At 45.6% G+C, this 22503-nt stretch carries 16 protein-coding genes and 1 pseudogene; 14 read left to right on the plus strand and 3 right to left on the minus strand.

Going from position 1 to position 22503, the window contains the following annotated elements; genetic code table 11:
* Window positions 1-82 precede the first annotated feature (82 nt).
* From NCY57_RS07270 to NCY57_RS07290, 5 genes are all read left to right on the plus strand, one after another.
* Window positions 83-922 (plus strand): sugar phosphate isomerase/epimerase family protein, encoded by an 840-nt coding sequence (locus tag NCY57_RS07270; protein ID WP_147603350.1) that lies wholly within the window; start codon window positions 83-85, stop codon window positions 920-922.
* Window positions 923-1035: 113 nt separating this feature from the next.
* Window positions 1036-2961 carry an FAD-dependent oxidoreductase gene (locus NCY57_RS07275; RefSeq protein WP_021652299.1) on the plus strand — a complete coding sequence of 642 codons (1926 nt, stop codon included), beginning with the start codon at window positions 1036-1038 and terminating at the stop codon, window positions 2959-2961.
* Window positions 2962-3075: 114 nt separating this feature from the next.
* Window positions 3076-3957 carry a shikimate dehydrogenase gene (gene aroE / locus NCY57_RS07280; protein WP_015527027.1) on the plus strand — a complete coding sequence of 294 codons (882 nt, stop codon included), beginning with the start codon at window positions 3076-3078 and terminating at the stop codon, window positions 3955-3957.
* 5 nt (window positions 3958-3962) lie between these two features.
* Complete coding sequence (locus tag NCY57_RS07285; protein ID WP_021652301.1) at window positions 3963-5162, plus strand: MFS transporter; 1200 nt, start codon at window positions 3963-3965, stop codon at window positions 5160-5162.
* Between the two features lie 231 nt (window positions 5163-5393).
* Window positions 5394-6776, plus strand: coding sequence for a hypothetical protein (locus NCY57_RS07290; RefSeq protein ID WP_015527029.1), 1383 nt, complete (start codon window positions 5394-5396; stop codon window positions 6774-6776).
* Between the two features lie 236 nt (window positions 6777-7012).
* Here NCY57_RS07290 and aroD read toward each other — a convergent pair whose 3' ends face one another.
* The 3 genes from aroD to NCY57_RS07305 all read right to left on the minus strand — a co-directional run bounded on the left by aroD (window position 7013) and on the right by NCY57_RS07305 (window position 10910).
* Window positions 7013-7774, minus strand: coding sequence for a type I 3-dehydroquinate dehydratase (aroD, locus tag NCY57_RS07295; RefSeq protein WP_015527030.1), 762 nt, complete (start codon window positions 7772-7774; stop codon window positions 7013-7015).
* A 37-nt stretch (window positions 7775-7811) separates the two neighbouring features.
* Window positions 7812-8690, minus strand: a complete 879-nt coding sequence (locus NCY57_RS07300; protein ID WP_118608570.1) for a shikimate dehydrogenase — start codon at window positions 8688-8690, stop codon at window positions 7812-7814.
* 222 nt (window positions 8691-8912) lie between these two features.
* Window positions 8913-10910 (minus strand): oxidoreductase, encoded by a 1998-nt coding sequence (locus NCY57_RS07305; RefSeq protein WP_059085376.1) that lies wholly within the window; start codon window positions 10908-10910, stop codon window positions 8913-8915.
* Window positions 10911-11223: 313 nt separating this feature from the next.
* Between NCY57_RS07305 and NCY57_RS07310 the strand changes: the two genes are divergently transcribed.
* From NCY57_RS07310 to NCY57_RS07350, 9 genes and pseudogenes are all read left to right on the plus strand, one after another.
* The gene (locus tag NCY57_RS07310) at window positions 11224-11727 is read left to right on the plus strand and encodes an NUDIX hydrolase (RefSeq protein WP_092069605.1); all 504 of its coding nucleotides are present in this window, start codon (window positions 11224-11226) and stop codon (window positions 11725-11727) included.
* Window positions 11728-12037: 310 nt separating this feature from the next.
* Window positions 12038-12403 (plus strand): BMC domain-containing protein, encoded by a 366-nt coding sequence (locus NCY57_RS07315; protein WP_015527035.1) that lies wholly within the window; start codon window positions 12038-12040, stop codon window positions 12401-12403.
* Between the two features lie 11 nt (window positions 12404-12414).
* Window positions 12415-12846 (plus strand): BMC domain-containing protein, encoded by a 432-nt coding sequence (locus tag NCY57_RS07320; protein ID WP_044961969.1) that lies wholly within the window; start codon window positions 12415-12417, stop codon window positions 12844-12846.
* A gap of 18 nt (window positions 12847-12864) precedes the next feature.
* Window positions 12865-13395 carry a EutP/PduV family microcompartment system protein gene (locus NCY57_RS07325; RefSeq protein ID WP_022426452.1) on the plus strand — a complete coding sequence of 177 codons (531 nt, stop codon included), beginning with the start codon at window positions 12865-12867 and terminating at the stop codon, window positions 13393-13395.
* Between the two features lie 129 nt (window positions 13396-13524).
* On the plus strand, window positions 13525-13707 hold the full coding sequence (locus NCY57_RS07330) for a hypothetical protein (protein WP_015527038.1): 183 nt from the start codon (window positions 13525-13527) through the stop codon (window positions 13705-13707).
* Window positions 13700-15151, plus strand: coding sequence for an alanine/glycine:cation symporter family protein (locus NCY57_RS07335; RefSeq protein ID WP_021652308.1), 1452 nt, complete (start codon window positions 13700-13702; stop codon window positions 15149-15151). The genes NCY57_RS07330 and NCY57_RS07335 overlap by 8 nt, the downstream gene beginning before the upstream one ends.
* Window positions 15152-15154: 3 nt before the next feature.
* On the plus strand, window positions 15155-16756 hold the full coding sequence (locus NCY57_RS07340; RefSeq protein WP_110102509.1) for an amidohydrolase: 1602 nt from the start codon (window positions 15155-15157) through the stop codon (window positions 16754-16756).
* Between the two features lie 46 nt (window positions 16757-16802).
* Window positions 16803-21809 carry a leucine-rich repeat protein gene (locus tag NCY57_RS07345; RefSeq protein WP_250789585.1) on the plus strand — a complete coding sequence of 1669 codons (5007 nt, stop codon included), beginning with the start codon at window positions 16803-16805 and terminating at the stop codon, window positions 21807-21809.
* 221 nt (window positions 21810-22030) lie between these two features.
* Window positions 22031-22333, plus strand: a pseudogene (locus tag NCY57_RS07350) (nucleotidyltransferase domain-containing protein); the annotation flags it as partial.
* Window positions 22334-22503 lie beyond the last annotated feature (170 nt).

A 22503-nucleotide genomic window follows, 5' to 3' on the forward strand; every position in this document is an offset into this window, starting at 1 on the left:
TTATATAATGCTTATAGAAAAAAGATACAAAATAATTTAAAAAAAACAAATAAAATTATTTAAATTTTCAGGAGGAATTATCATGTCAAAAGAATTTCCAATCACAATCAGTTCCTGGACAATGGGAGATCAGTGCAAATTTGAGGACCGTGTAAAAGCTGCCAAAGAGGCTGGCTATGAGGGAATCGGCCTGAGAGCAGAAACCTACGTAGATGCCCTGAATGAGGGACTTTTCGACGAGGATATCCTGGCAATCCTGGATAAATATGACATGAAGGTAACAGAGGTTGAGTACATCGTGCAGTGGGCAGAGGAGCATCGTTCCTATGAGCAGAAATACAAAGAACAGCTCTGCTTCCATATGTGTGAATTATTTAACGTAAAACAGATCAACTGCGGACTGATGGAGAACTATTCCGTAGAGTACACAGCACAGAAGCTTCGTGAGCTTTGCCACAGAGCAGGCAAATACATCATCGGTGTTGAGCCAATGCCATACAGCGGAATCCCGGATGTGAAAAAGGGCTGGGCTGTTGTAAAAGCTGCTGACTGCGAGAATGCGAAACTGATCCTTGATACATGGCACTGGGTAAGAGCAAACCAGCCAATCGAGCTTTCCGTACTTGAGGGAATCCCGGCAGACAAGATCGTATCCATCCAGATCAACGATGTATGGGAAAGACCATATGCAACAACGATCTTAAGAGATGAGTCCATGCATGACCGTCTTGCTCCTGGAACAGGAATCGGAACAACAGTACCGTTCGTAAAAATGATCAAAGAAAAAGGCATCAGACCAAATGCCATCGGCGTAGAGGTTATCAGCGATGCAAACCTTGAAAAAGGTATCGAGTATGCTGCAAAACATACATATGAGAACACAAAGAAGGTACTGGAAGAGGCTTGGCCGGAAGTACTGTAATTAATACAAGAAACTAATATTTCAGACGGGCCCCTGTTTCCGACGTCATACCGGTGACAGGGCGTTACCGTGAAAGAAACAAAAAGATTGTTTCAAAGAAAAGGAGAACGCATATGAAATTCAATGCGATGTTTCAGCCGATCGAGATCGGTCCTATGACAGTAAAGAATCGTTTTGTTGTTCCGCCAATGGGAAATAACTTTGCAAACACAGACGGAACAATGAGTGAGCAGTCCGCTGCATATTACAGAGAAAGAGCAAAAGGCGGATTTGGTCTGATCACTATCGAGGCTACTGTAGTTCACAAGGGCGCAAAGGGCGGCCCGCGTAAACCATGTCTTTATGACGACTCTACGATCGAGAGCTTCCGCAAGGTTATCGACGGATGTCATGCAGAAGGAGCAAAGGTGTCCATCCAGCTTCAGAACGCAGGTCCGGAAGGAAATGCAAAGAACGCAGGAGCACCGATCACAGCAGCAACCAGTATCCCGTCAGTGTGCGGCCGTGATATTCCGAAGCAGCTTACAACTGAGGAAGTTTACGAGCTGATCAAAGGCTACGGTGAGGCTGCAAGAAGAGCAATGGAAGCAGGAGCAGATGCTGTTGAGATCCATATGGCACACGGTTATCTGGTAAGTACCTTCCTTTCTCCGAGAACAAACAAGAGAGTGGATGAGTTTGGCGGATGCTTTGAGAACCGTATGCGTTTCTCCCGTCTGATTATCGAGGAAGTTAAAAAAGCAACACAGGGAAAAATTGCAGTTCTTGCAAGAATCAACTGTGCAGATGAGGTTCCGGGCGGACTTGATATCCACGACAGTGCAGCGATCGCAGCATATCTGGAAAGTTGCGGACTGGACGGACTCCATGTATCCCGTGCCGTTCATATCAAGGATGAGTTTATGTGGGCACCGACTGTTATCCACGGTGGATTCTCTGCAGCAGAGGTTGAGGAGATCAAACGTGCGGTAAATATTCCGGTGATCACAGTTGGACGTTATACAGAGCCACAGTTCGCAGAGCTGATGGTAAAAGAAGGAAGAGCAGATCTTGTAGCATTCGGACGTCAGAGCCTTGCAGATCCGGCTATGCCGAAGAAAGCACAGGAAGAGCGTCTTGAGGATATGACTCCTTGTATCGCCTGTCTTCAGGGCTGTGTTGCAAACATGTATGCAGGAAATCCGGTATGCTGTCTGACAAACCCATTCCTGGGTCATGAGGCAGAGCCGCTTGAGAAAGCGGAAGAGCCGAAGAAGGTTATGGTTATCGGTGGCGGTGTTGCAGGACTTTCCGCTGCATTTATCGCAAAAGAGAGAGGACATGAGGTAACGCTTTATGAGGCAGGAGATGTTCTCGGCGGAAACATGAGACTTGCTGCATATCCGCCGGGAAAAGGTGACATCACAAACATGATCCGCAGCTACATCCATCGCTGCCAGAAGGATGGCGTTAAGATCGTGATGAACTGTGAGGTAACTCCGGAGCTTATCAAAGAAGAGAAGCCGGACAGCGTGATCATTGCCACCGGTTCCAAGACTCTGATCCTTCCGATTGAGGGAATCGACAATCCGGCTATCATCCACGGCTCTGACCTTCTGGATGGCAAGAGAGCAGCAGGCAAAAAGGTTCTCGTTGTCGGCGGTGGAATGGTTGGATGCGAGACAGCTGCATTTTTAGGCGAGCAGGAGCATGATGTAACTGTTATCGAGTTCCGTGATACCGTAGGTGCAGACGTGATCCACGAGCACAGAGTATATCTGATGAAGGATTTCGAGGACTACGGAATCAAGGAGATCACCGGAGCAAAGGTATGCAAATTCTATGAAGACGGTGTAGAATATGAGACCGCTGACGGAGTACGTCACGAGTCAAGAGGATATGATTCTGTGATCCTTTCCATGGGATTCCGCAACTACAATCCTCTGGAAGAGAAGATCAAAGACCTTGTACCTGAGACACATGTGATCGGAGATGCTATCCGTGCAAGACGTGCACTGGATGCAACAAAAGAGGCTTATGAGGTAGCTTCCAGGATCTGATCTGCCAATCTATCCAATAAACCGGACAGTACAAAAATTAAAAAGATGACCTGTCAGACACTGGAGAAAATATATCCGGTGTCTGACAGGGGAAAATGCAGGAGGTAAAAAGAAATGGAACAGAGAATTAAAGGAACAACTGGTTTACTTGCACTGATCGGAAGCCCTGTAGGACATTCCGGATCCCCGGCTATGTACAACTTCAGCTTCCAGTACCATAACCTGGACTATGCTTACATGGCATTTGATATCAAAGAGGATCAGGTTCCGGCAGCTCTTGATGCAATGCGTCTGTTCAAAATGAGAGGCTGCAATGTGACCATGCCTTGCAAGAACAAAGTAGCTCAGTGTGTAGACGAGCTTTCACCGGCAGCAAAGATCATCGGCGCTGTAAACACCATCGTAAATGAGGATGGAAAACTTGTTGGACATATCACAGACGGTATCGGATTTGTCCGCAACCTGAAAGAGCACGGTGTTGATGTAAAGGGCAAAAAGATGGTAGTCCTCGGAGCAGGCGGTGCAGCTACAGCCCTTACTGTACAGTGTGCCCTTGACGGAGCTGCATCCATCGCGATCTTCAACCCTGACGATCCATTCCTTGACAGAGCAAAAGGAACTGCTGAGAAGCTTGCAAAAGAAGTACCGGACTGCAAAGTAAGCGTATATTGCCTTGACGACCAGGACAAACTGAGAGAAGAGATCGCAAACGCAGATATCCTCGCGAACGGAACACTTGCAGGAATGAAACCACATGATGACATCACACTAGTTGATAAATCCATGTTCCATAAGGATCTTGTTGTTGCTGACTGCGTATACAATCCGGCCGAGACAAAGATGGTAAAAGAAGCAAAAGAAGCAGGCGTGAAGCTTGCGGTAGGCGGAAAAGGAATGCTTCTGTGGCAGGGTGCAGCATCTTACAAGCTTTACACAGGTCTTGAGATGCCGACAGATGAGTACCAGAAATTTCAGGCTGAGAACGAAGGGAAATAAGAAAAATGAGCCAGACAGGTAAGAAAAATTTAGTGATTACTTCTATCGCGCTGTATTTTACATATTTCATCCATGGAATCGGAGCTTCCATCATGGGTCAGTACAAGCCGGAGCTTGCGGCTCACTGGGGAGCAAAGGCTTTAAGTGATGGAACTATGGATGTCAGCATGGTAGTATCTGTAATTGCCGCACTTGGACTTGGAAGACTGATCTCTCTTCCGTTTTCCGGTCCCCTGTCCGACAAATTCGGACGCAGATTAAGCGGAATCATCGGCGTAATCTGTTATGCAGCATACTTTATGGGAATCGCATTTGCTCCGTCTATGGGAGTTGCCTACGCCTTTGCCATTGTAGGCGGTATCGCAAACTCCTTCCTGGACACCTGCGTAAGCCCGACATGTATGGAGATTTATGTAAACAATCCTTCTGTAGCGAACCTGTTTACAAAATTCTCCATGTGTATCAGCCAGTTTCTGCTTCCTTTCCTCATCGGATTTGTAGCAGCGGCGAATATGTCCTACAGAACCATTTTTATTGTTGCAGGTGCTGCGATCTTTATCGATGGAATCCTGATTCTGTTCCTGCCATTCCCGGAGAGAAATACAGCAGGTACAGTAAAGAAAGAAAAAGCAAAATTAAAGATCACTCCTGCAGCTCTTGCAGCAATCCTCATCGGATTTACAAGCTCTTCTACATTCATGCTGTGGCTGAACTGTAACCAGGAGCTCGGAAAGCTTTATAACTTAAGTGATCCTTCCAAAATCCAGTCATTCTATGCAGTAGGAACCTTTGCAGCAATCCTGTGTTCCTCTGTATTTATCAAAAAAGGACTGAAGGAGATCAATATCCTGATCATTTATCCACTGATCTCTTTCATCATGCTGGGACTTTGCTACTTTATCCAGAATCCGACAATCTGTCTTATCGGTGGATTTGTGATCGGTTTTGCAGGCGCAGGCGGTGTGCTTCAGCTGGCTGTTTCCACAACTGCGGAGTTCTTCCCGGAAAACAAGGGAACTGCAACATCCATGGTCATGATCGCATCCAGCGTTGCGAACTACACCATTCTGACACTGGCCGGCTACATTACAAAGACTGCCGGAACCAGTGCTCCGAGAATGATCCTGCTTCTCAATATGGCAGTGACATTCATAGGAATCCTTCTTGCACTGTTCGTTAAGATGAACCGTGGAAAAGAGGCTTGACTGAATCAAGGAAATCCCTTGGGATGAATATCCGTTTGACTACAGTAAAAAAAGTGAATCATTGTATGGATACAGACAAAGATGACTGAATCTGTGCAAAACAAAGTTCCAATTCGGGAACAATTCCCGGATTGGACTTTACCGTTTCTGAAAATGTTTGTTAATTAACAAACTTACAAAATAAAAGATACTATATATGTATTATCAAAAAAACGACAAAGGAGAATCGTTATGGCACGTGCAGCAAGACAGCGAAGAGAAAACGAACTGCCCTACATTCCGTTTGGGCCATTTCAGATTCGTTTTCCGTTTATTCACTATAAAATTGAGTCCGTAGAGTTTATCCAGGGCCTGATCCTCGGGGTTACGGCACTGGCGGCGGTTCCTTATCTGGAACAATATCTGGGATTGCCTTATGAGCTGGCATGGAGCTGTGTGATCATAGAGACCATGCTGTATATGCTACACAGCTTACTTGGTGATCCGGTTGTACCGGGATGGATCACACCGACCCTTCCGCTGACGATCGTATTCCTGGAAGGCTTCCCTATGGGAAAAGAACGTATCCAGGCAATGATCGCCCTGCAGATGCTGGTTGGTCTCGTGTTCATATTTATGGGCATCACCAAACTTGCGGATAAATTTGTCCATGCAGTACCAAATTCTGTTAAGGGTGGTATCCTTCTTGCTGCGCCGGTGACGGTTATGGCAGGACAGCTGGGAGAGGGCGGCAACATGCATAAGTATCCGCTGGCGATCGTTGCCGGTGTAGGCCTTCTGATCCTGATCAGCTTTTCAGATAAATATCAGGAGAAGAGAAAGAACAACAAATTCCTGGATCTTGTTGCCAGGTATGGAAACCTTTTCCCGTATCTGATCGCCATGGTGGTAGGTCTTCTTGTAGGAGAACTGGATGCGCCTGGTTTGGAGCTGGGAACCTTTATCAAGATCCCGCAGTTCAAAGAGATTATCTCACAGGTAAGTATCTTTGGTGTGGGAATCCCGCCGGTCTCCATGTTTGTCAAAGCGCTTCCTCTGGCACTTGTATGCTATGTTATCGCATTTGGTGATTTTGTTACCACAGAGACACTGGTTACAGAGGCACGCCAGTCCAGAGATGATGAGTACATTGATTTCAATTCCAGCCGTTCCAACCTGGTCAGCGGAATCAGGAACCTGATCCTTTCCGTCATTGCCCCGTTCCCGCCGCTTTCCGGTCCGTTATGGGTTGGAATGACAGTATCTGTTTCCATCCGTTACAAGGAGGGAAAGAAAGCTATGAAGTCTCTGATCGGCGGTATGGCATCCTTCCGTATTGCAACGTTTTTAAGTGTGCTGATCATTCCGGTTGTAAGCTTCTTCCGTCCGATCTTTGGAGTCGGTTCCTCCATTACTCTGATGTTCCAGGCCTTTGTCTGTGCAAGGATCGGTATGGATTACTGTAGAACAGACCGTGACAAGATGATCGCAGGTGTTATGGCAGCTGTGCTTGCAACCCAGGGAACTGCATGGGCATCCGCATGGGCCCTGGCTGTAGGCTTCGGCCTGAATATCTTCCTTTCAAACTGGGATCCCAGAAAGAAAGAGGAGAATGCCATCGAGGATAAAAATTGATCAGAGGAATAACAAAGATATAAAAAACAGAAAAAGAAGAAGTGTGCTGGATGGGTCAGCACACTTCTTCTTTTTGTCATGAGATTTGTTGTTTTTAATTATTATTTTAATAGATTTGCTATTATGGGATTAAAATTGCAAAAATTTGTTACATCAATTGGGTTTAAAAATTGGTTTATAATTCGCGTTCTGTTACAAAAATCTACCGTAGATCCTTTTTATGGGAGGTTACAGGATCACAGGCTTTTGTGGATAATGTCAAGAACCTGTGCAAGCTCGTTGACATTGATCTGTCCCGGTGCGGAAGCTTTGGTAGCTGCACCGAAGGTAAGGGCGGAACCGAAGGTTTCGCCAGCGAGACGGCTGACAACACCGGTACCTGCCATGGACATGGTAATGATCGGGCGGTCGGCGAACTGTTCGGACATTTCCAGCGTGGCACTTAAGAGTGTAAGCACGTCCTGTTTGTTTCTTGGCATAACAGCCATTTTCGGGATATCTGCGCCATAGTCCTGCATCATGCGAAGACGGCGCACGATCTCATCCTTCTCAGGAGTTGCGTCAAAATCATGGTTGGAAGCGATGACCTTTACGCCATAGCTGTGTGCTTCCTGGATCATGCTTTTTACGATCTCCTCACCTGTGAAGGCTTCTACATCAATGAGATCTACATAGCCGCTTTTTGCGACAGCCATGTTGAGTGCTTTGTAAGCTTCGTTGGAGATCGCTTTTTCTCCGCCTTCCTTTGCAGTACGGAAGGTGAAGAGGATCGGAGTATCCTTTAAAACGGTCTGGAGATCTTTTGCCACATCCAGAACCTTGTCTGTGTCAAAAACGTCCTCAAACCAGTCAACACGCCATTCCACAACGTCTACGGGGATCCTTGCGAAGGTCCCTGCCTCAAGGAGGATATCATCCTTTGTCTGTCCCACGATCGGGACACAGATCTTCGGTCTTCCCTCTCCGAGTGTGATATTTCTTACCTGAACTGTTTTCATAATGGTCCTTTCTGATACGACAGGAACAGATAGCAGTTTAGTCGTCGTATCTGATGTTAAGAATCTCTTTCATATGCTCGATCGGCATCGGTTCGCCGGTCCACAGTTCAAATGCAGCGGAGCCCTGGAAAAGCATCATGCCAAGGCCGTTCATTGTCTTGCAGCCAACTTCCTTTGCCATAGAACGCATAGCAGTTTCAAGAGGGGAGTAAGGCACGTCAACAACGATAAGCTCCGGGCGGAAGTAAGACTTGTCCGGAACAACGGACTGACCTTCCAGCGGTTTCATTCCAACACCTGTCGCATTTACGAAAATATAACTGTCAGCCATTTCTTTTTTCAGCTGGTCAAGATCTGCCAGATCATAGAGAACAGCATGGCTTGAAGTTCTGGTGTTGATCTTTTCTACCGTAGATACTGCACGGTCCCAGAATTCATCTTTGCGGTTGAAGATTACGATCTCGCCTACACCGTCAAGTGCTGCCTGGATCTCGATAGCAGTTGCGGCACCACCTGCACCTACGATGGTCATTTTCTTTCCGATGGCGTCGATGTTATTGTCTTTCAGTGCTGCCATAAATCCGATACCGTCTGTGATATGGCCTGTAAGATGACCATGATCATTAACGATGGTGTTTACAGCGCCGCACATTTCTGCTGCCGGTGAAAGCTCGTCAAGGTACTGGCCTACCAGAGTTTTGTTCGGCATGGAAACGTTGGAACCTCTCATTTTCAGAGTACGGATGGCCTTTACAGCATCCTCGATCTCGTCTGCACCAACCTCAAATGCAAGATATGCATAATCATAGCCAAGCTTTGCAAAAGCTTCATTCTGCATGGCAGGAGAGCTGGAGTGGCGGATCGGATATGCCATAAGACCAATCAGTTCGGTATGTCCTGTGATTCTTTCTGACATGGTAATAACTCCTCTCATTGGTAAAATCTGGATGAAGATTTGTCTTTTTTAAACCTCCCACCACATAGATCTGAAGAAGTTGCGGACATTCTCCGGACGGCTACGGGGGAGGAAGACGTGGAAAAACTATGTTACGGATCACCGAGTGAACTGTAACAAATCTATATACACTTTCCGGTAGAAGGATTGAAATATTCCCGGAAAGGGTATAGCGGAAAAATATTAAAGGTATCCCTTCTGCTCAAGAATGGTAAGGATATTGCGTCCTTCCTGGGTACCGTCAATGATTCGTCTTGCTCTCTGGCTGTCGCCGATGTTCATGATCTCAACATCCTCAGAAGAAAATTCCTCTGTGAGGTTCTGGTAAAGCTGTCCCTGAGCTCTCATTCCGAGACATACGAAGCCGTACTCAAATGGAAGCTCATAAGGCTCACCGTCGCCCCTGACAAGGAAGGAAGAATCCTTAACCTCAAGGAGAGCAGTTTTTGTAAGCTGATGTACATTGTGTTTTTTCATCATGGTCTTTGTGTCATTTTTGCTTACCGGGTCAAGATCACGTCCGATCTGATCCATCATCTCAACGATAGAGATGTCTGCGTTTCTGTCAGCAAAGAATTCCACAACATCAAGACCTACAGCACCGCCGCCTACAACAACAACCTTTTTGCCTTCCAGATCCTTCGGAAAATCATTAATGTGGCTGATCATACCAAGAATAGAATAAATATTATGGTTCTCGTTGTCAATACGATCCTTCAGTCCTGCGATCGGAGGCAGAAGCGGAGCGGAGCCGGTGGAGCTTACGATGATATTCGGATGGAACTTGCGGATGTTTTCCGGTGTTCCTTCTGTGTTTTTGAAGATGTAAAGATTATCAAGCTGTTCAGCACGATGCATGAGATAGTGCGGGAAATCAGCAAGACGGTTCTTTGCAGGGATCTTTGAGATCAGAGATGCAAGTCCGCCAAGCTCATTGCCTTTTTCAAGAAGGAAGGTATTGCATCCAACCTCTGCGGCTGTACAGGCAGCTTCCAGTCCGGCAGTGCCTCCGCCGATAACGACCACGTTGCAGTTTTTATTTACATGTTTTTTCTTATATACATCGCCCTCAAGAACAGATGGGTTTACAGTACAGCGGATCGGACGGTTTACGCCGATACGGTTTCCGGCACAGCCAACGTTACAGGAGATACATTTGCGGAGGTCACACTCATGACCTGTGGCAACCTTGTTTACCCATGCAGGGTCTGCAATCAGACCACGGCCCATACCGATCAGATCTGCATCACCGTCAGCCAGGATACGCTCAGCAACCTTCGGGTCACGGACATTACCCATGGAGATACATGGCTTGTTGAATTTTTCTCTTACGGCCTTTGCCATGTAGGAACGCCATCCGTCCGGGAGATAATTTGCATCGATCTGGTACTGGATGGAACCGTTAAGTCCGCAGGAAACATCAAAGATATCAACCTCTTCCTGAAGATAATCCAGGTATTCCAGAGTATCCTCCAGTGTATTTCCGCCCTCCATCAGCTCATCCGCACTGAGACGGAGCATGATCGGGAAGAAAGGTCCTACCTGTTTTCTTACCTCATCGATGACCATACGGCAGAAACGGGTACGGTTCTCAACAGATCCGCCGAATTCATCGGTACGCTTGTTTGTGATCGGGGAGAGGAACTGACTGATCAGATAGGAGTGTCCTGCATGGATCTCTACCGCGTCAAAGCCAGCTGTCTGTGCACGTTTTGCAGCCTCACCGTATTTTTTTACGATGTGAAGGATCTCGTCTTTGGAAAGAGGACGCGGGATCTCGCCGCCTTCTTTGGATGGAACGTCGGATGCGGAAACCGGCTGCATGTTGATCCTGGAAGAAACAGCGGAAGCTCCGGCATGGTTGATCTGGATCGCGATCTTTGTTCCGTATCTATGAATATTTTCACAGAATTTGAAAAGACGTGGCAGATAGTTGTCATGGTCGATGCGCAGCTGTGTGGTTCCGTTGGAGCCCTGCGGGGAATCGATGCTTGCGTTCTCTACGATGATGAGACCTGTGCCACCCTTTGCACGCTGCTCATAATAATTGATATGAAGAAAACTCATTTCGCCGTTCTGTTCACCGTAGTTGGTGCCCATCGGCATCATAACAATACGGTTCTTGATAGTCATATTTTTAACGGTTAATGGGGAAAAAATATGCGGATAATCATTCTTCATCTGAAAAAAACCTCCCTGGTTATTTTAAATAGAATCGTTTGTTTGTGTTAATTATATAACAAAAATATCTATAAAACTAATTCATAATACAAGTGATATAATAAAAATAATCTATAGATTTTCTTATGAAATAAAAGGAGCAGAATGTGCAGATAGCAGCTGAAAAAAATAACTGGAAAAGGTAGCAGATTCCAGGGTTTACATACAGGACTTTAGCGTGGTATCATAACAAATAAAAAAGATACAGAACACGGGGAGACGGAAATGTAAGACCATATTACCGTGAAATGTAAAAAAGACAGGAGATAGAAAAATGGAATTCTGGGATATTTACGATGCAGATAAGAAACCGACAGGACGTACCATGAAGCGCAACGACTGGTGCCTGAAAGATGGAGAATATCATCTGACAGTCTTAGGTGTGGTGGCAAGACCGGACAAGACCTTTCTTATTACTAAACGTGTGATGACAAAGGCCTGGGCTCCGGGCTGGTGGGAGGTTTCCGGCGGTGCAGCCCAGGCAGGAGAGGCTTCCCGTGATGCAGTACTCCGTGAGGTGAAAGAGGAGACCGGACTGGACGCCAGTGAGGCAGAGGGCGGATACCTTTTTACATATAAAAGAGAGAACCCGGGGGAAGGAGATAATTACTTTGTGGATGTGTACCGTTTTGTCATGGATGTGGAGGATAAGGATCTGAAGCTTCAGACAGAAGAGACAGACGGATATATGTTTGCAACCCTGGAGCAGATCCGGGCGTTTGCCGCAGAGGGAAAATTCCTACATTATGACAGTATTAAGAAGGTGTTTGAGTTCTGAGCAGATTTCTGACTGGTTTTCCGCGAGGATTTGAAAATAAATGTTGTTTTTTGTGGATTTATATTTTTAAAAACGTTGTTTTTTGACTTGTTTTCGAAGAATTGTCTTGACATTAAAATTGGTAAATAGTAAAATTAAATCAGATGAACTGCCAGACTGTTTTTTGACCATGAGCAGGTAGCAGAGCGGATTTCAAAGATCTGCCTGACTTTAGGAAGCTGTAAGCCGGATGAATGAAATCCGGCTTATAAAATTATCCAATATTATCAGATCGAGAATAATATAAAATTTTGAAAGCGAGGAATCATCAATGGCGGATGAACATAGAGATCAGATCAGAATCGTACAGGAAACCGTAGCCGGTAAGGAGATCACATTTGCCCATATCATGGGTGGTCCGGCACCTATCATATATCAGAAGCTTGGACTGAATCCGCAGGTGGACTATGGATCATCTGCAATTGGTATCATGAACATGACACCTTCCGAGTCTGCTGTGATCGCATCCGATATTGCTGTGAAGAGCGGTAATGTGTATCTTGGATTTGCAGACCGTTTTACAGGAACACTGATCATAACAGGAGAGATTTCCGATGTGCAGACTGCAATGGAGGAGATCGTGGATTATTTCCGTGATACTCTGGGATATGTAGTATGCAATATCACCAAGAGATAAGGAAGTGTACCATGGAAGAACGGATAACAAAGGAAGAACTGCTGGAGAGGCTGTTTCATGATGATTATGAGAACCTTAAGGGAAGAAGACTTCGGCTGACCCGGGTGAGAGTACCTGGAAAGGAGCTTTCCTTTGCACATGTTTTTACACCAAATGACAGATCGATATATGAGAATCTTGCGTTACATATCGGTGTTCATGAAGGTGAAGATCACAGAGGAGATGCCATCGGCATGGTCCGTGTCACACCCTGGGAGGCAATCGTGGTTGCGGCAGATGTTGCAGTGAAGGCAGCTCATGTGGAAGTAGGATTTATGGATCGTTTCTGCGGGACGCTGATCCTGACAGGCGGTTTTACGGAAGTGATGACAGCCGTGGAGGAAGTGGTACGATTTTTCCATGAGACATTGAAATTCGATGTCTGTAAGATCCACAGAAGCTGAGGCAGGACGGGATAAAAAATGAAAAAAATTTTTCTGATGGGTCGAAGTGAAGCCGGCAAAACATCCCTGACACAGGCGCTTAAAGGGGAAGAGCTTCATTATCATAAGACTCAGTATACCAATACAAATGAAGATACTATTGATTCACCGGGAGAATATGCGGAATCCAAGCATTTCAGCGTAGGACTGGCCTGCTTTTCCTTTGAGGCGGATGTGATCGCCATTGTACAGGCAGCCAATGAGCCCTTTAACCTGTTTAGTGACGGCAGCAGGAATTTTCTACTACGGCCGCTGATCGGGATCATCACCAAGGTGGATTCTCCCCATGCCAACATTCCCATGGTCAGACAGTGGATGGAGAACATGGGCTGTGAGAGGATCTTTATGGTAAATAACAAGACAAGGGAAGGCATCAGCGAGCTGATGGATTATCTGCAGGATGATCTCCCGACGCTTACGCTTGAACAGGCGAAATTCAAGCAGAGCCTTGGCCTTAACGAATGGGATTCCATGCCGGAAGGGGTGGAGTATCCGGAATCCATACGGTAAAATAGTAATATTCACGAAAAATGAATAAAAATACAAAATTCAAACAGAAAAAGTAGAAATTCCTCCGGAACTGTGATATACTGTCATCGTTTGGAAGATTCGTGGGCTGAAATGTAAGATCCCCAGAGCATGAAGGATAAAGAGGATAGAAACGGGGCTCGCAGATATATGGCAGAAGAGCTGTATGTCGGGAACACCGGGTATCCGTATCTGCCTTCATGTTCCGGGGATTTTTTATATTCTATACACAGATTTTCCGAGTGGATGCAAAAGACAAAAAATAAGAAGGACAGGAGAGGAAAAGATGTTTGAATTATTTGAAAATCTGACCAACTGGCTCTGGGGACTGCCGTTGCTGATCACGATCCTCGCTACAGGCGTATATCTGACAGTACGTTCCGGTTTCTTCCAGTTTCGCCATTTTGGTTACATTGTGAAAAACATGTTCAGTAAAGAACGTCGCCAGGAAGGCGGAGATGACGGAAAGAGCCTGACACCGTTCCAGGCTATTTCCATTGCGATCGGAGGTACTGTTGGTGTATCCAATATGTCCGGTGTTGCAACGGCTATTGCAACAGGAGGACCTGGGGCATTATTCTGGCTCTGGATCGCAGCGCTTCTTGCCATGGTCATCAAGATGGCAGAGGTAACACTTGCTGTATACTACAGAGAGAAACAGCCAAACGGTGAGTACCAGGGAGGCCCGACCTACTACATGCAGAAGGGGCTTGGCGGAGAGAAAAAGCTTCCCTTCTGGAAACTTTTTGCAGTACTGTTCGGCGGCTGTATTTTCATGACATGGTTCATTACTTTGCAGAATTATACAGTATCAGAGGCTGTCGGAAGTACCTTCCACCTGCCGTACATCGTACCGTCACTTTTGTATGTGGCAGCGATCTATCTGATCATCATCGGCGGTGTAAAGAAAGTCGGCGTGATCTCTTCCTATATGACACCGATCATGTGTATGCTTTACATTGTAGGCTCTCTCGCAATACTGGTAGTGAATTTTGACAAGCTGCCGGAAACCTTTGGACTGATCTTCAAGGGTGCATTTACAACACAGGCGGCAGTCGGCGGATTTATGGGAGCCGGTGTTGCAACAGCAATGCGTCTTGGCTTTGCCCGTTCCGTATACAGCAACGAGGCAGGCTGGGGAACATCTCCTATGATCCATGCTTCCGCAAAGACAGACCATCCTGTAAAACAGGGACTGATGGGAGCATTTGAGGTATTTGCAGACACCATCGTAGTCTGCTCCATGACAGGTCTTGTTGTTATCATCACCGGCTACTGGAATTCAGGACTTCAGGGATCAGAGCTGACACTGACAGCATTTGAGTCTGGAATGGGCTCCATTGCGAGAGCACTGATCGCGATCAGTATTTTTCTTTTTGGATTAACAACATCAACCGGATGGTTCACCTACTACAGCGTGATCCTGAAGCACTGGCTGAAAAATAATCAGAAGGTTCTGAAGATTGCAGAGAAGGTTTTTATCCTTGGAACACCATTATGGGGTCTTCTGGTCACAGTGCTTACTCTTTACGGAAACGGAACACCGGCGCAGCTGTGGGTAATTGCAGACTTTACAACCGTATTCCCTACATTTGTAAATGTTGCCACATTGTTTATCTTAAGTGGTACTTTCTTTAAACTGCTGAAGGATTACAAGGCGCGTTACATGGGAATCGGAAAGGTAGACAAGGATATGGCACTTTTCTACGAGGATAAAAAAGAAAAAGAGGAAAAATAAACAGTGGATACAATTTTTTTTAACGGATGTATAAGAACACTGGATGACAGTGAAAAAGTGGCAGAGGCTGTGGGAATCGAAAATGGCCGGATCGTTTTTGTGGGAACTGATAAAGAAGCGGAAGCTTTTTCCTGCAAAAAGCGGATCGACCTTAAGGGAAGGCTGATGCTGCCCGGTTTTGTGGATACACATATGCATATGCTGCATTATGCATTTGTGGAAAGATCTGTAAAACTGTTTGACTGCACAAGTGTTGAGGAAATGCTTGCCGCAGCAAAAAAAAGACTGGAGGAGAGCAAAGGTCAGAAGCTGACCTGGCTCTACTGCAGAGGCTGGAATGAGGAGCATTTTGATAAGCCACGCTATCCGCACAAGGATGAGCTGGATGCGCTCTCAACGGAAATCCCCATCATTATGGTGCGTGTCTGCGGGCATGTGGCTGTGTGCAACAGCTGCGGTCTGGAGCTTCTGAAAAAAATCCCGGAGTTCCCGGAGATTGAGAAGGAGGTTGACCTGGATACCGGACTTCTGAAGGAGAATGCAGTACAGTTTTATTCTTCCGTATTGGAAGCACCATCCCAGGAAGAAGTGGAAGACTACATCAAATACAGTGCGAAGAAGCTGAATGAATGTGGATTTACAGGTGTACAGTCCGATGATCTTGCTTCACTTCCGGGGAAAAACTGGCGTCGGATCATGGCCTCCTATAAGGCACTGGATGCCAGAGGAGAGCTGAGTATCCGCCATTATGAGCAGTGCCTTTTTGAGCGGGCGGAGGATGCGAAGGCTTTTATTGAGGAAGGATATCGTACCGGACAGAGGGGGTATCACTTTACTGTCGGACCAATGAAGCTGATCCAAGATGGTTCCCTTGGTGCAAGAACAGCGGCCATGAATGAGCCTTACGAGGATTCGCCGGGAAATACCGGGATCATCACATTCAGTCAGGAGGAGCTTGACGATCTGTTTGCTTTTTTTGACCAGCATCAGATGCAGGCAGCGGTACACTGTATCGGCGATCGTGCCATGGATATGGTCATTGAGGCAGCAGCGAAATCTCCTTACCGGAAGGATAATAAAAAGGGCAGACATGGTATCGTGCATTGCCAGATCACCAATCCGCGTATTTTGCAGGGGATGAAAGACCAGGATCTTCTGGCATATATCCAGCCGGTATTTATCGATCTGGATATGAACACAGTGGAACCTGCCATCGGCGCACACCGTATGGATAAGGTGTATGCATGGAAGAGCATGCTGGATATGGGAATCCATACGTCCGGCGGTTCGGATGCTCCTGTGGTAAGCTTTGATGCCATGGAGAATATTTATTTTGCAGTCACCCGCAAAAATATCAGCGGTCAGCCACAGGAAGGCTGGATCCCATCCGAAAAAATGTCTGTAGATGAGGCGGTGAAGCTTTTTACAAAAAACGCAGCTTACGCTTCCTATACAGAGAAGGAGAACGGAACGATTGAAACCGGGAAAAACGCGGATCTTGTAGTTCTTGAGAAAGATATTTATTCCATTGATCCCGATGAGATCAAGACGGTGAAGGTGGATATGACAGTTCTTGGCGGCAAAGTCGTCTTTGAACGGGAATAAACCATTCCCATAAATATTTATGAAAAAGAAAAAGGAGGAGAGTAAGATGAAGAGAAAACTGGCACTGCTTCTGACAGTGACAATGCTGGCAACAAGTGTGTATACACCGTGGCTGGCAAATGCGGCAGAGTTTACTTCCGGTGAAGAAAACTCTCTGTACACGGAAGAGAAACCGGAAACAGAAGAAATTGAAGAAGAACCGGAAGCAGACACAGAAGAAGCCGGAGAAGAGGAGGTACAGGAAGATATCCTTTCCGACGAAAACACGGACACTGGTGAAGCGGAAGAAATTCAGCCATCAGAGGAAATGACAGAGGAGGAAGAAACACAGGAGCTTCTGCCAGAGCCGGCTGACGGAGAACAGGAATCTGCTTTTGAGGATGGCCAGACAGAAGAAGCCGGCGCAGGTACCACAGGCGTCTGGAACGGACTTAACTATAAGGTATCCAATGGGGAAGTAACGATCCTTTCAGTGGTCTATGATCAGCATTTTGACAAAGACGGGAAAAAGACCGGGGAGGACCGCTGTCAGCAGACAGACGGAAAGATCCCTTCAAGTATCGCAGGCTATCCGGTTACGGAGATCGCAGGAGGAGCCTATGCGAACTGCATTAACATGACTGAGGTGGTCATTCCGTCAACGGTGAAGAGAGTGGAAAGGGAAGCCTTCAGCGGCTGTACTTCTGTTCGCAGTATTTCACTTCCGGATAATGGAGTTACCATCTGTGCCGGTGTTTTTCAGGGCTGTACGGCACTGAATTCTGTTCATATACCGGCATCTGTAAAGGCGGATGGAGCCATCGGGGAAAGTCCGGCCTATGCAGGCGTATTTGCACGATGCAGCGCACTGCGGAATGTAACCTTCGGAGAAGGCATTACCTCGATCCCCAAGGGATTCTTTTTAAGCTGTACCGGGCTTCTCAGTATCAATATACCGGACAGTGTGACAAATATCGAAAAAAATGCGTTTAACAGCTGCGTCAATCTGAAAGATGTCCATCTTTCCGCAAAGCTTGAGTCTATCGAAGCAGGAGCCTTTAATAACTGTAAAAGTCTGAGCAAGATCCAGCTGCCTTCCACACTGAAGGTTTTAAGAGGCAGTGCGTTCAGCGAAACCAGTCTTACAGAAATCAATATTCCGCCACAGATGAAAACAGAGGATTATACCGCAGCCAACAGAGCATGGGGAGGACCGTTTGCAGGTCTGACGACACTTAAGAAGGTTACATTTGAGCAGGGAATGGAAGAAATCCCGAGAGGTATTTTTTATTCACCGGGGTCAATGCTCATGCTGGAGGAAGTGGTTCTGCCGGATTCCGTAAAAAAAATCGGCTATCGGGCATTCTGTAACTGCGGATATCTTAAAGAGATCACACTGCCCAAAAACCTGGAATCTATCGATGCAGATGCATTCTGGAACTGTACGGATCTGAAGCTGAGCAGAAGTGAACTTCCGGCATCCCTGAAAGTCATCAATGGTTCTGCGTTCTATGGCTGTAAAAATATTGACAGGATCGTATTTCCGGAAGGACTGGAATTTCTTGGAGGAAGTGCCTTTGGAGGCTGTACAGGCCTTAACGAGATCAATGTGCCGGCAGGTGTTGATACTGCTTACCGGGAAGCAGGACCTTTTGTAGATTGTTCCAATCTTAAAAAGGTTACATTCGCAAAGGGAATCGATAATGTTCCCTACAGCATTTTTGAGAACTGTAAAGGCCTTGAAACCGTAGAGATCCCGGATACAGTGAAAAAAATTGAGTCCTATGCCTTCAGCGGCTGTACAGGGCTTACAAAGGTGAATATTCCAAAGAACGTAACACAGATCGACAATGATGCATTTCTGAAATGCAGTGCGCTGAAGGAAATCCAGCTTCCGGAATCGCTGGTCTATATGGGATCTGAGGTCTTTAAAGCATGCACGGCACTGGAGAAGATCACATTTCCTTCCCGGAATATTGCAAATGGAACAGGCTCCAATATTTTTGCGGAGTGCAGTTCCCTGAAGAATGCTACGATCCCTTCCGGGGTTACAAAGCTGAATGATAGCCTTTTTGATGGCGTATCAGAAAATTTTGCCATTTACGGATATACAGGATCCTATGCAGAAAGCTACGCAAAGGACCACTCATTCAAGTTTGTTTCCGTAGGAACCACAGAAAAATTAAACTTTAAGATCACATTCAACAAAAATGCGAAAAAAGCAGTGCTGTCGGAGAAACAGAAGACAAAGCTCCTGAAAAAGGGAGAGGCATTCGGAACCCTTCCGGTACCTGTCTATAAGGGATATTATTTCCTGGGATGGTATACCAGAGCAGGAAAAGGCGGCACGAAGATCACTTCCAAGTCTTTATTACTTCTGCCCGAGGATTTGACATTATACGCACACTGGGCAAAAGCAGATCTGACCAAGGCAAAGATCACCGTTGGAAGCCGTACCTGGAACGGAAAGGCATCCCTTCCAAAGGTAACGGTAAAATTTAACGGTATAACCTTAAAATCCGGTAAGGATTATAAGGCATCGACCAAAAGCAAAGAGCCGGGAACCGGAAGTGTGACTATTAAGGGATCGGGTGCTTTTGCAGGATCAAAATCTGTAAAGAAAAATTTCAAGATCAATAAGGCTGCACGTACACTGAAGGTATCCAATGTGATCAAAGGAGCCGGCAATAAAGGAAAAACGTTCACCATTTCCACAAAGATCAACGGAGGTAAGGCAGATAAACCGAAGATCACCTTTAAGAGCAGCAATTCTTCCGTTGCAAAGCTAAACGGAAGTAAGGCGACACTTCAGAAGACGGGATATTCTTATATTACCGTAAATGTAGGCGCCACAAAGCATTACAAGGCAGTATCCAAAAAGGCTCTTGCGGTTCTTCAGGGAAAACAGAACATTACCTTAAATCCGGACGGAATGAAAAAAGGTACAAAAGCCAATACCTATGTTACCTCCGGCGAACTTCTGGCGAAGCCATTAAGAGTCAAGGCACTGGATGAGGCGGCAGTTACCTGCAGCGTGAATGCATCCGGATTAAATGGAGAAGCATGGATCACCGGCGGAGACAAGCTTACGGCAAAGGGTAGAGGAAAGATCACCATCAGGCTCACCGCAAAAGAGAGTAAGCATCATGTTTACCCAAAGACAACCAAAACCATTACGGTGGAGGTGAACGGTTTTGCCGTTTACGGCAAGGAATGGGCTTATGAACAGAACAATAACGGAACCATAACCCTGGTAAGATATTATGGAAAGAATTCCAAGGTCGGTATTCCGTCAAGCCTGAGCATAGCTTCCTCTGCAAGAAAAGTAACAGCACTGGGGGCGGGACTGTTTAAGAACAATACGACGATAACGTCCGTAAGCATTCCTTCCAGCGTAAATACCATTGGAGCCAGTGCATTTGAGGGCTGTAGCAGCCTCAGTGAGGTCAGCAATTCTTCTGCACTTAAGAAGATCGGCGCAAATGCCTTTAAGAACTGTAAAAAACTTAAAAATATCGAATTACCGGAAACGGTTACATCCATTGGAGCCGCAGCGTTTATGAACTGTTCTGCACTTACCATGATCAGGCTTCCTTACGAGCTTACTATCATTGAAGCAAATACTTTCTCCGGATGTACCACAATGGGGGGAGCGCTGTATCTTCCGTTAAATCTGGAGACTATCGGAGATTCTGCTTTTGAAAACTGCCGGGTTATCGGCAAGGTACACGTTTTCGGTTATGTGACCAGAATCGGAAAAAATGCTTTCCAGGGCTGCGAAAGCCTTGCGGAAGCAGCTTATGCCGGAATCAAAAGAGGATGGACTCAGTCCATTTCCTGGGGCGCAGGCAATGAAAAACTTAAAAACGCAAGCCTTACCTCCTATGTTTACGGAGAAAACTTCCTTTCAAGTTTCGTGAAGATGTCAGAAGAAGAATTCCTTACAGATCATGCAGATTACCTTGGAAATGCAGAGATCAGCAAGGTTGCAAAAGAATTGCAGAGTGAATCCTATACTGCAATGGCATCAAAAAGTAAATTTGATGATATGGCAGCAGCACTGATCAGCCAGCTGGAAGCAGGCACACCGAATGTAAAAGCCATATTTGAACATTTTACCGGTGTAAGCTACAGTGAAGATAAGCTTAACATGGAGATGGCCAGAGAACTTCTTCAGAGTATGCAGGAAGAGGACTGGAACAGAAGATATGATTCGCTGGCAGATCTGTTGAAAGTAATAAATGGATTTTTCGGTGAAGCCAAGAATATCCGTGAAAGCTTTAAACTGGACGGGAGAACCCGTTATCAGTTTGCCCGGACAGTTTCCTCAAAGTTTTTAAATGGAGCGGTAGATGCCAGCAAACTGAATAATGCATTTAAACTGTTTACGGATAACTGGGGCAAGATCGAAAAAGCGAACAAAGCAATTGGAAAGGGATTAGACCTTTATGACTTTGTGATCTCCTGGATGCTGGTCCTGCATGTAGAATATGATCAGATCGTACAGCTGATGCATCTGGTTCCGACAGACAGTGGTCTTTATACAGGACTGAATAAGCTGGAACAGTGGTACAGTAAGGATATCTACAGTATGGCGGTGGATTATATAGCAGATGATATTCTGAGTGAAACAGCAGACCTTACCAATGATCTTATAACAAAAGGTATCGTAAATACTGTATGGAAGGGGCAGAAGCTGGGTGCTTCCAGCTATACCCTTGTAGCAAAATGGGGATTTAAACTGGTGGGCAAGGCATTCAGCGGAATCCAGCCATCGATCTCAGCTTACAATAAGGCATGGATCACTATCTGTAATACAAGATATCTTCAGTCCCAGATGGAAAATCTGCGAATAAAACTGGCAAACGGCCAGAATGATAATACAAACAGAAAATATTTTGCAACAGCAGCAAAGGCATACTTCGCATCTCTGCGTCAGCAGGTTGAGTATGTATCCAAAGCTGTTGACAGCAAACAGTCCAGCGAGCTTATGTTCCTGTACAGAAGATACGAACCAGGACTTACCTACAATTCCTACATCTATTCCCAGATCGCACGGTATGAGGGAATCTGACAAAAAAGGAGAAAACTGTAAATAACGCCAAAAAAGCTGTCCGTAAATGCGGGCAGCTTTTTTTACGGGAAACTGAGAAGATGTTACTGTTCACTCCGTTCTCAGTAACAGTAAAATTGATACATGGAAAATACTGATTGAGAAACAAGGGTAAACTGGTTATAATAAAATTAAGAAGTAAGCAGAGCATAGAATGATCAGTAGAAAATGAGGGATGATATATGCCAAAGATGATGCAGGATTTAATCGAACAGTATGTAGAAGAGATCAAGAAGATCTATGGTTCCTATGTACGCCAGATAATCCTTTATGGTTCATGTGCAAGGGGTGACTTTCGTCCGGATTCTGATGTGGACATTATGATTCTGGCAGATATATCAGATCTGGAATTAAAGGCATATGCACAACAGCTCTCGTACATGACCTATGACTTTAATATGGATCATGACACGGATATTAAGCCTATTGCAAAAAGTGAAGCACATTTTAACAAGTGGATTGTGAACTATCCATTTTATTCCAGTAAACTTGCAGAACAAATTTCAAATGATAGTTATGGAATAGAAAATATGGATGCAAAATATCTGGCAGAAGATTTGATCGAGAATGAGCCGAAGCTTTTTGGATAAATTTTTTTACTCTGAATGATATACTGTAAAAGCAACAATAATAAAGATAAAAGCACTCTCTTTAC

The sequence above is a fragment of the Blautia sp. MB18-30 genome (assembly GCF_023669475.1).
GTDB classification, from domain to species: Bacteria; Bacillota; Clostridia; order Lachnospirales; family Lachnospiraceae; genus Blautia_A; species Blautia_A fusiformis.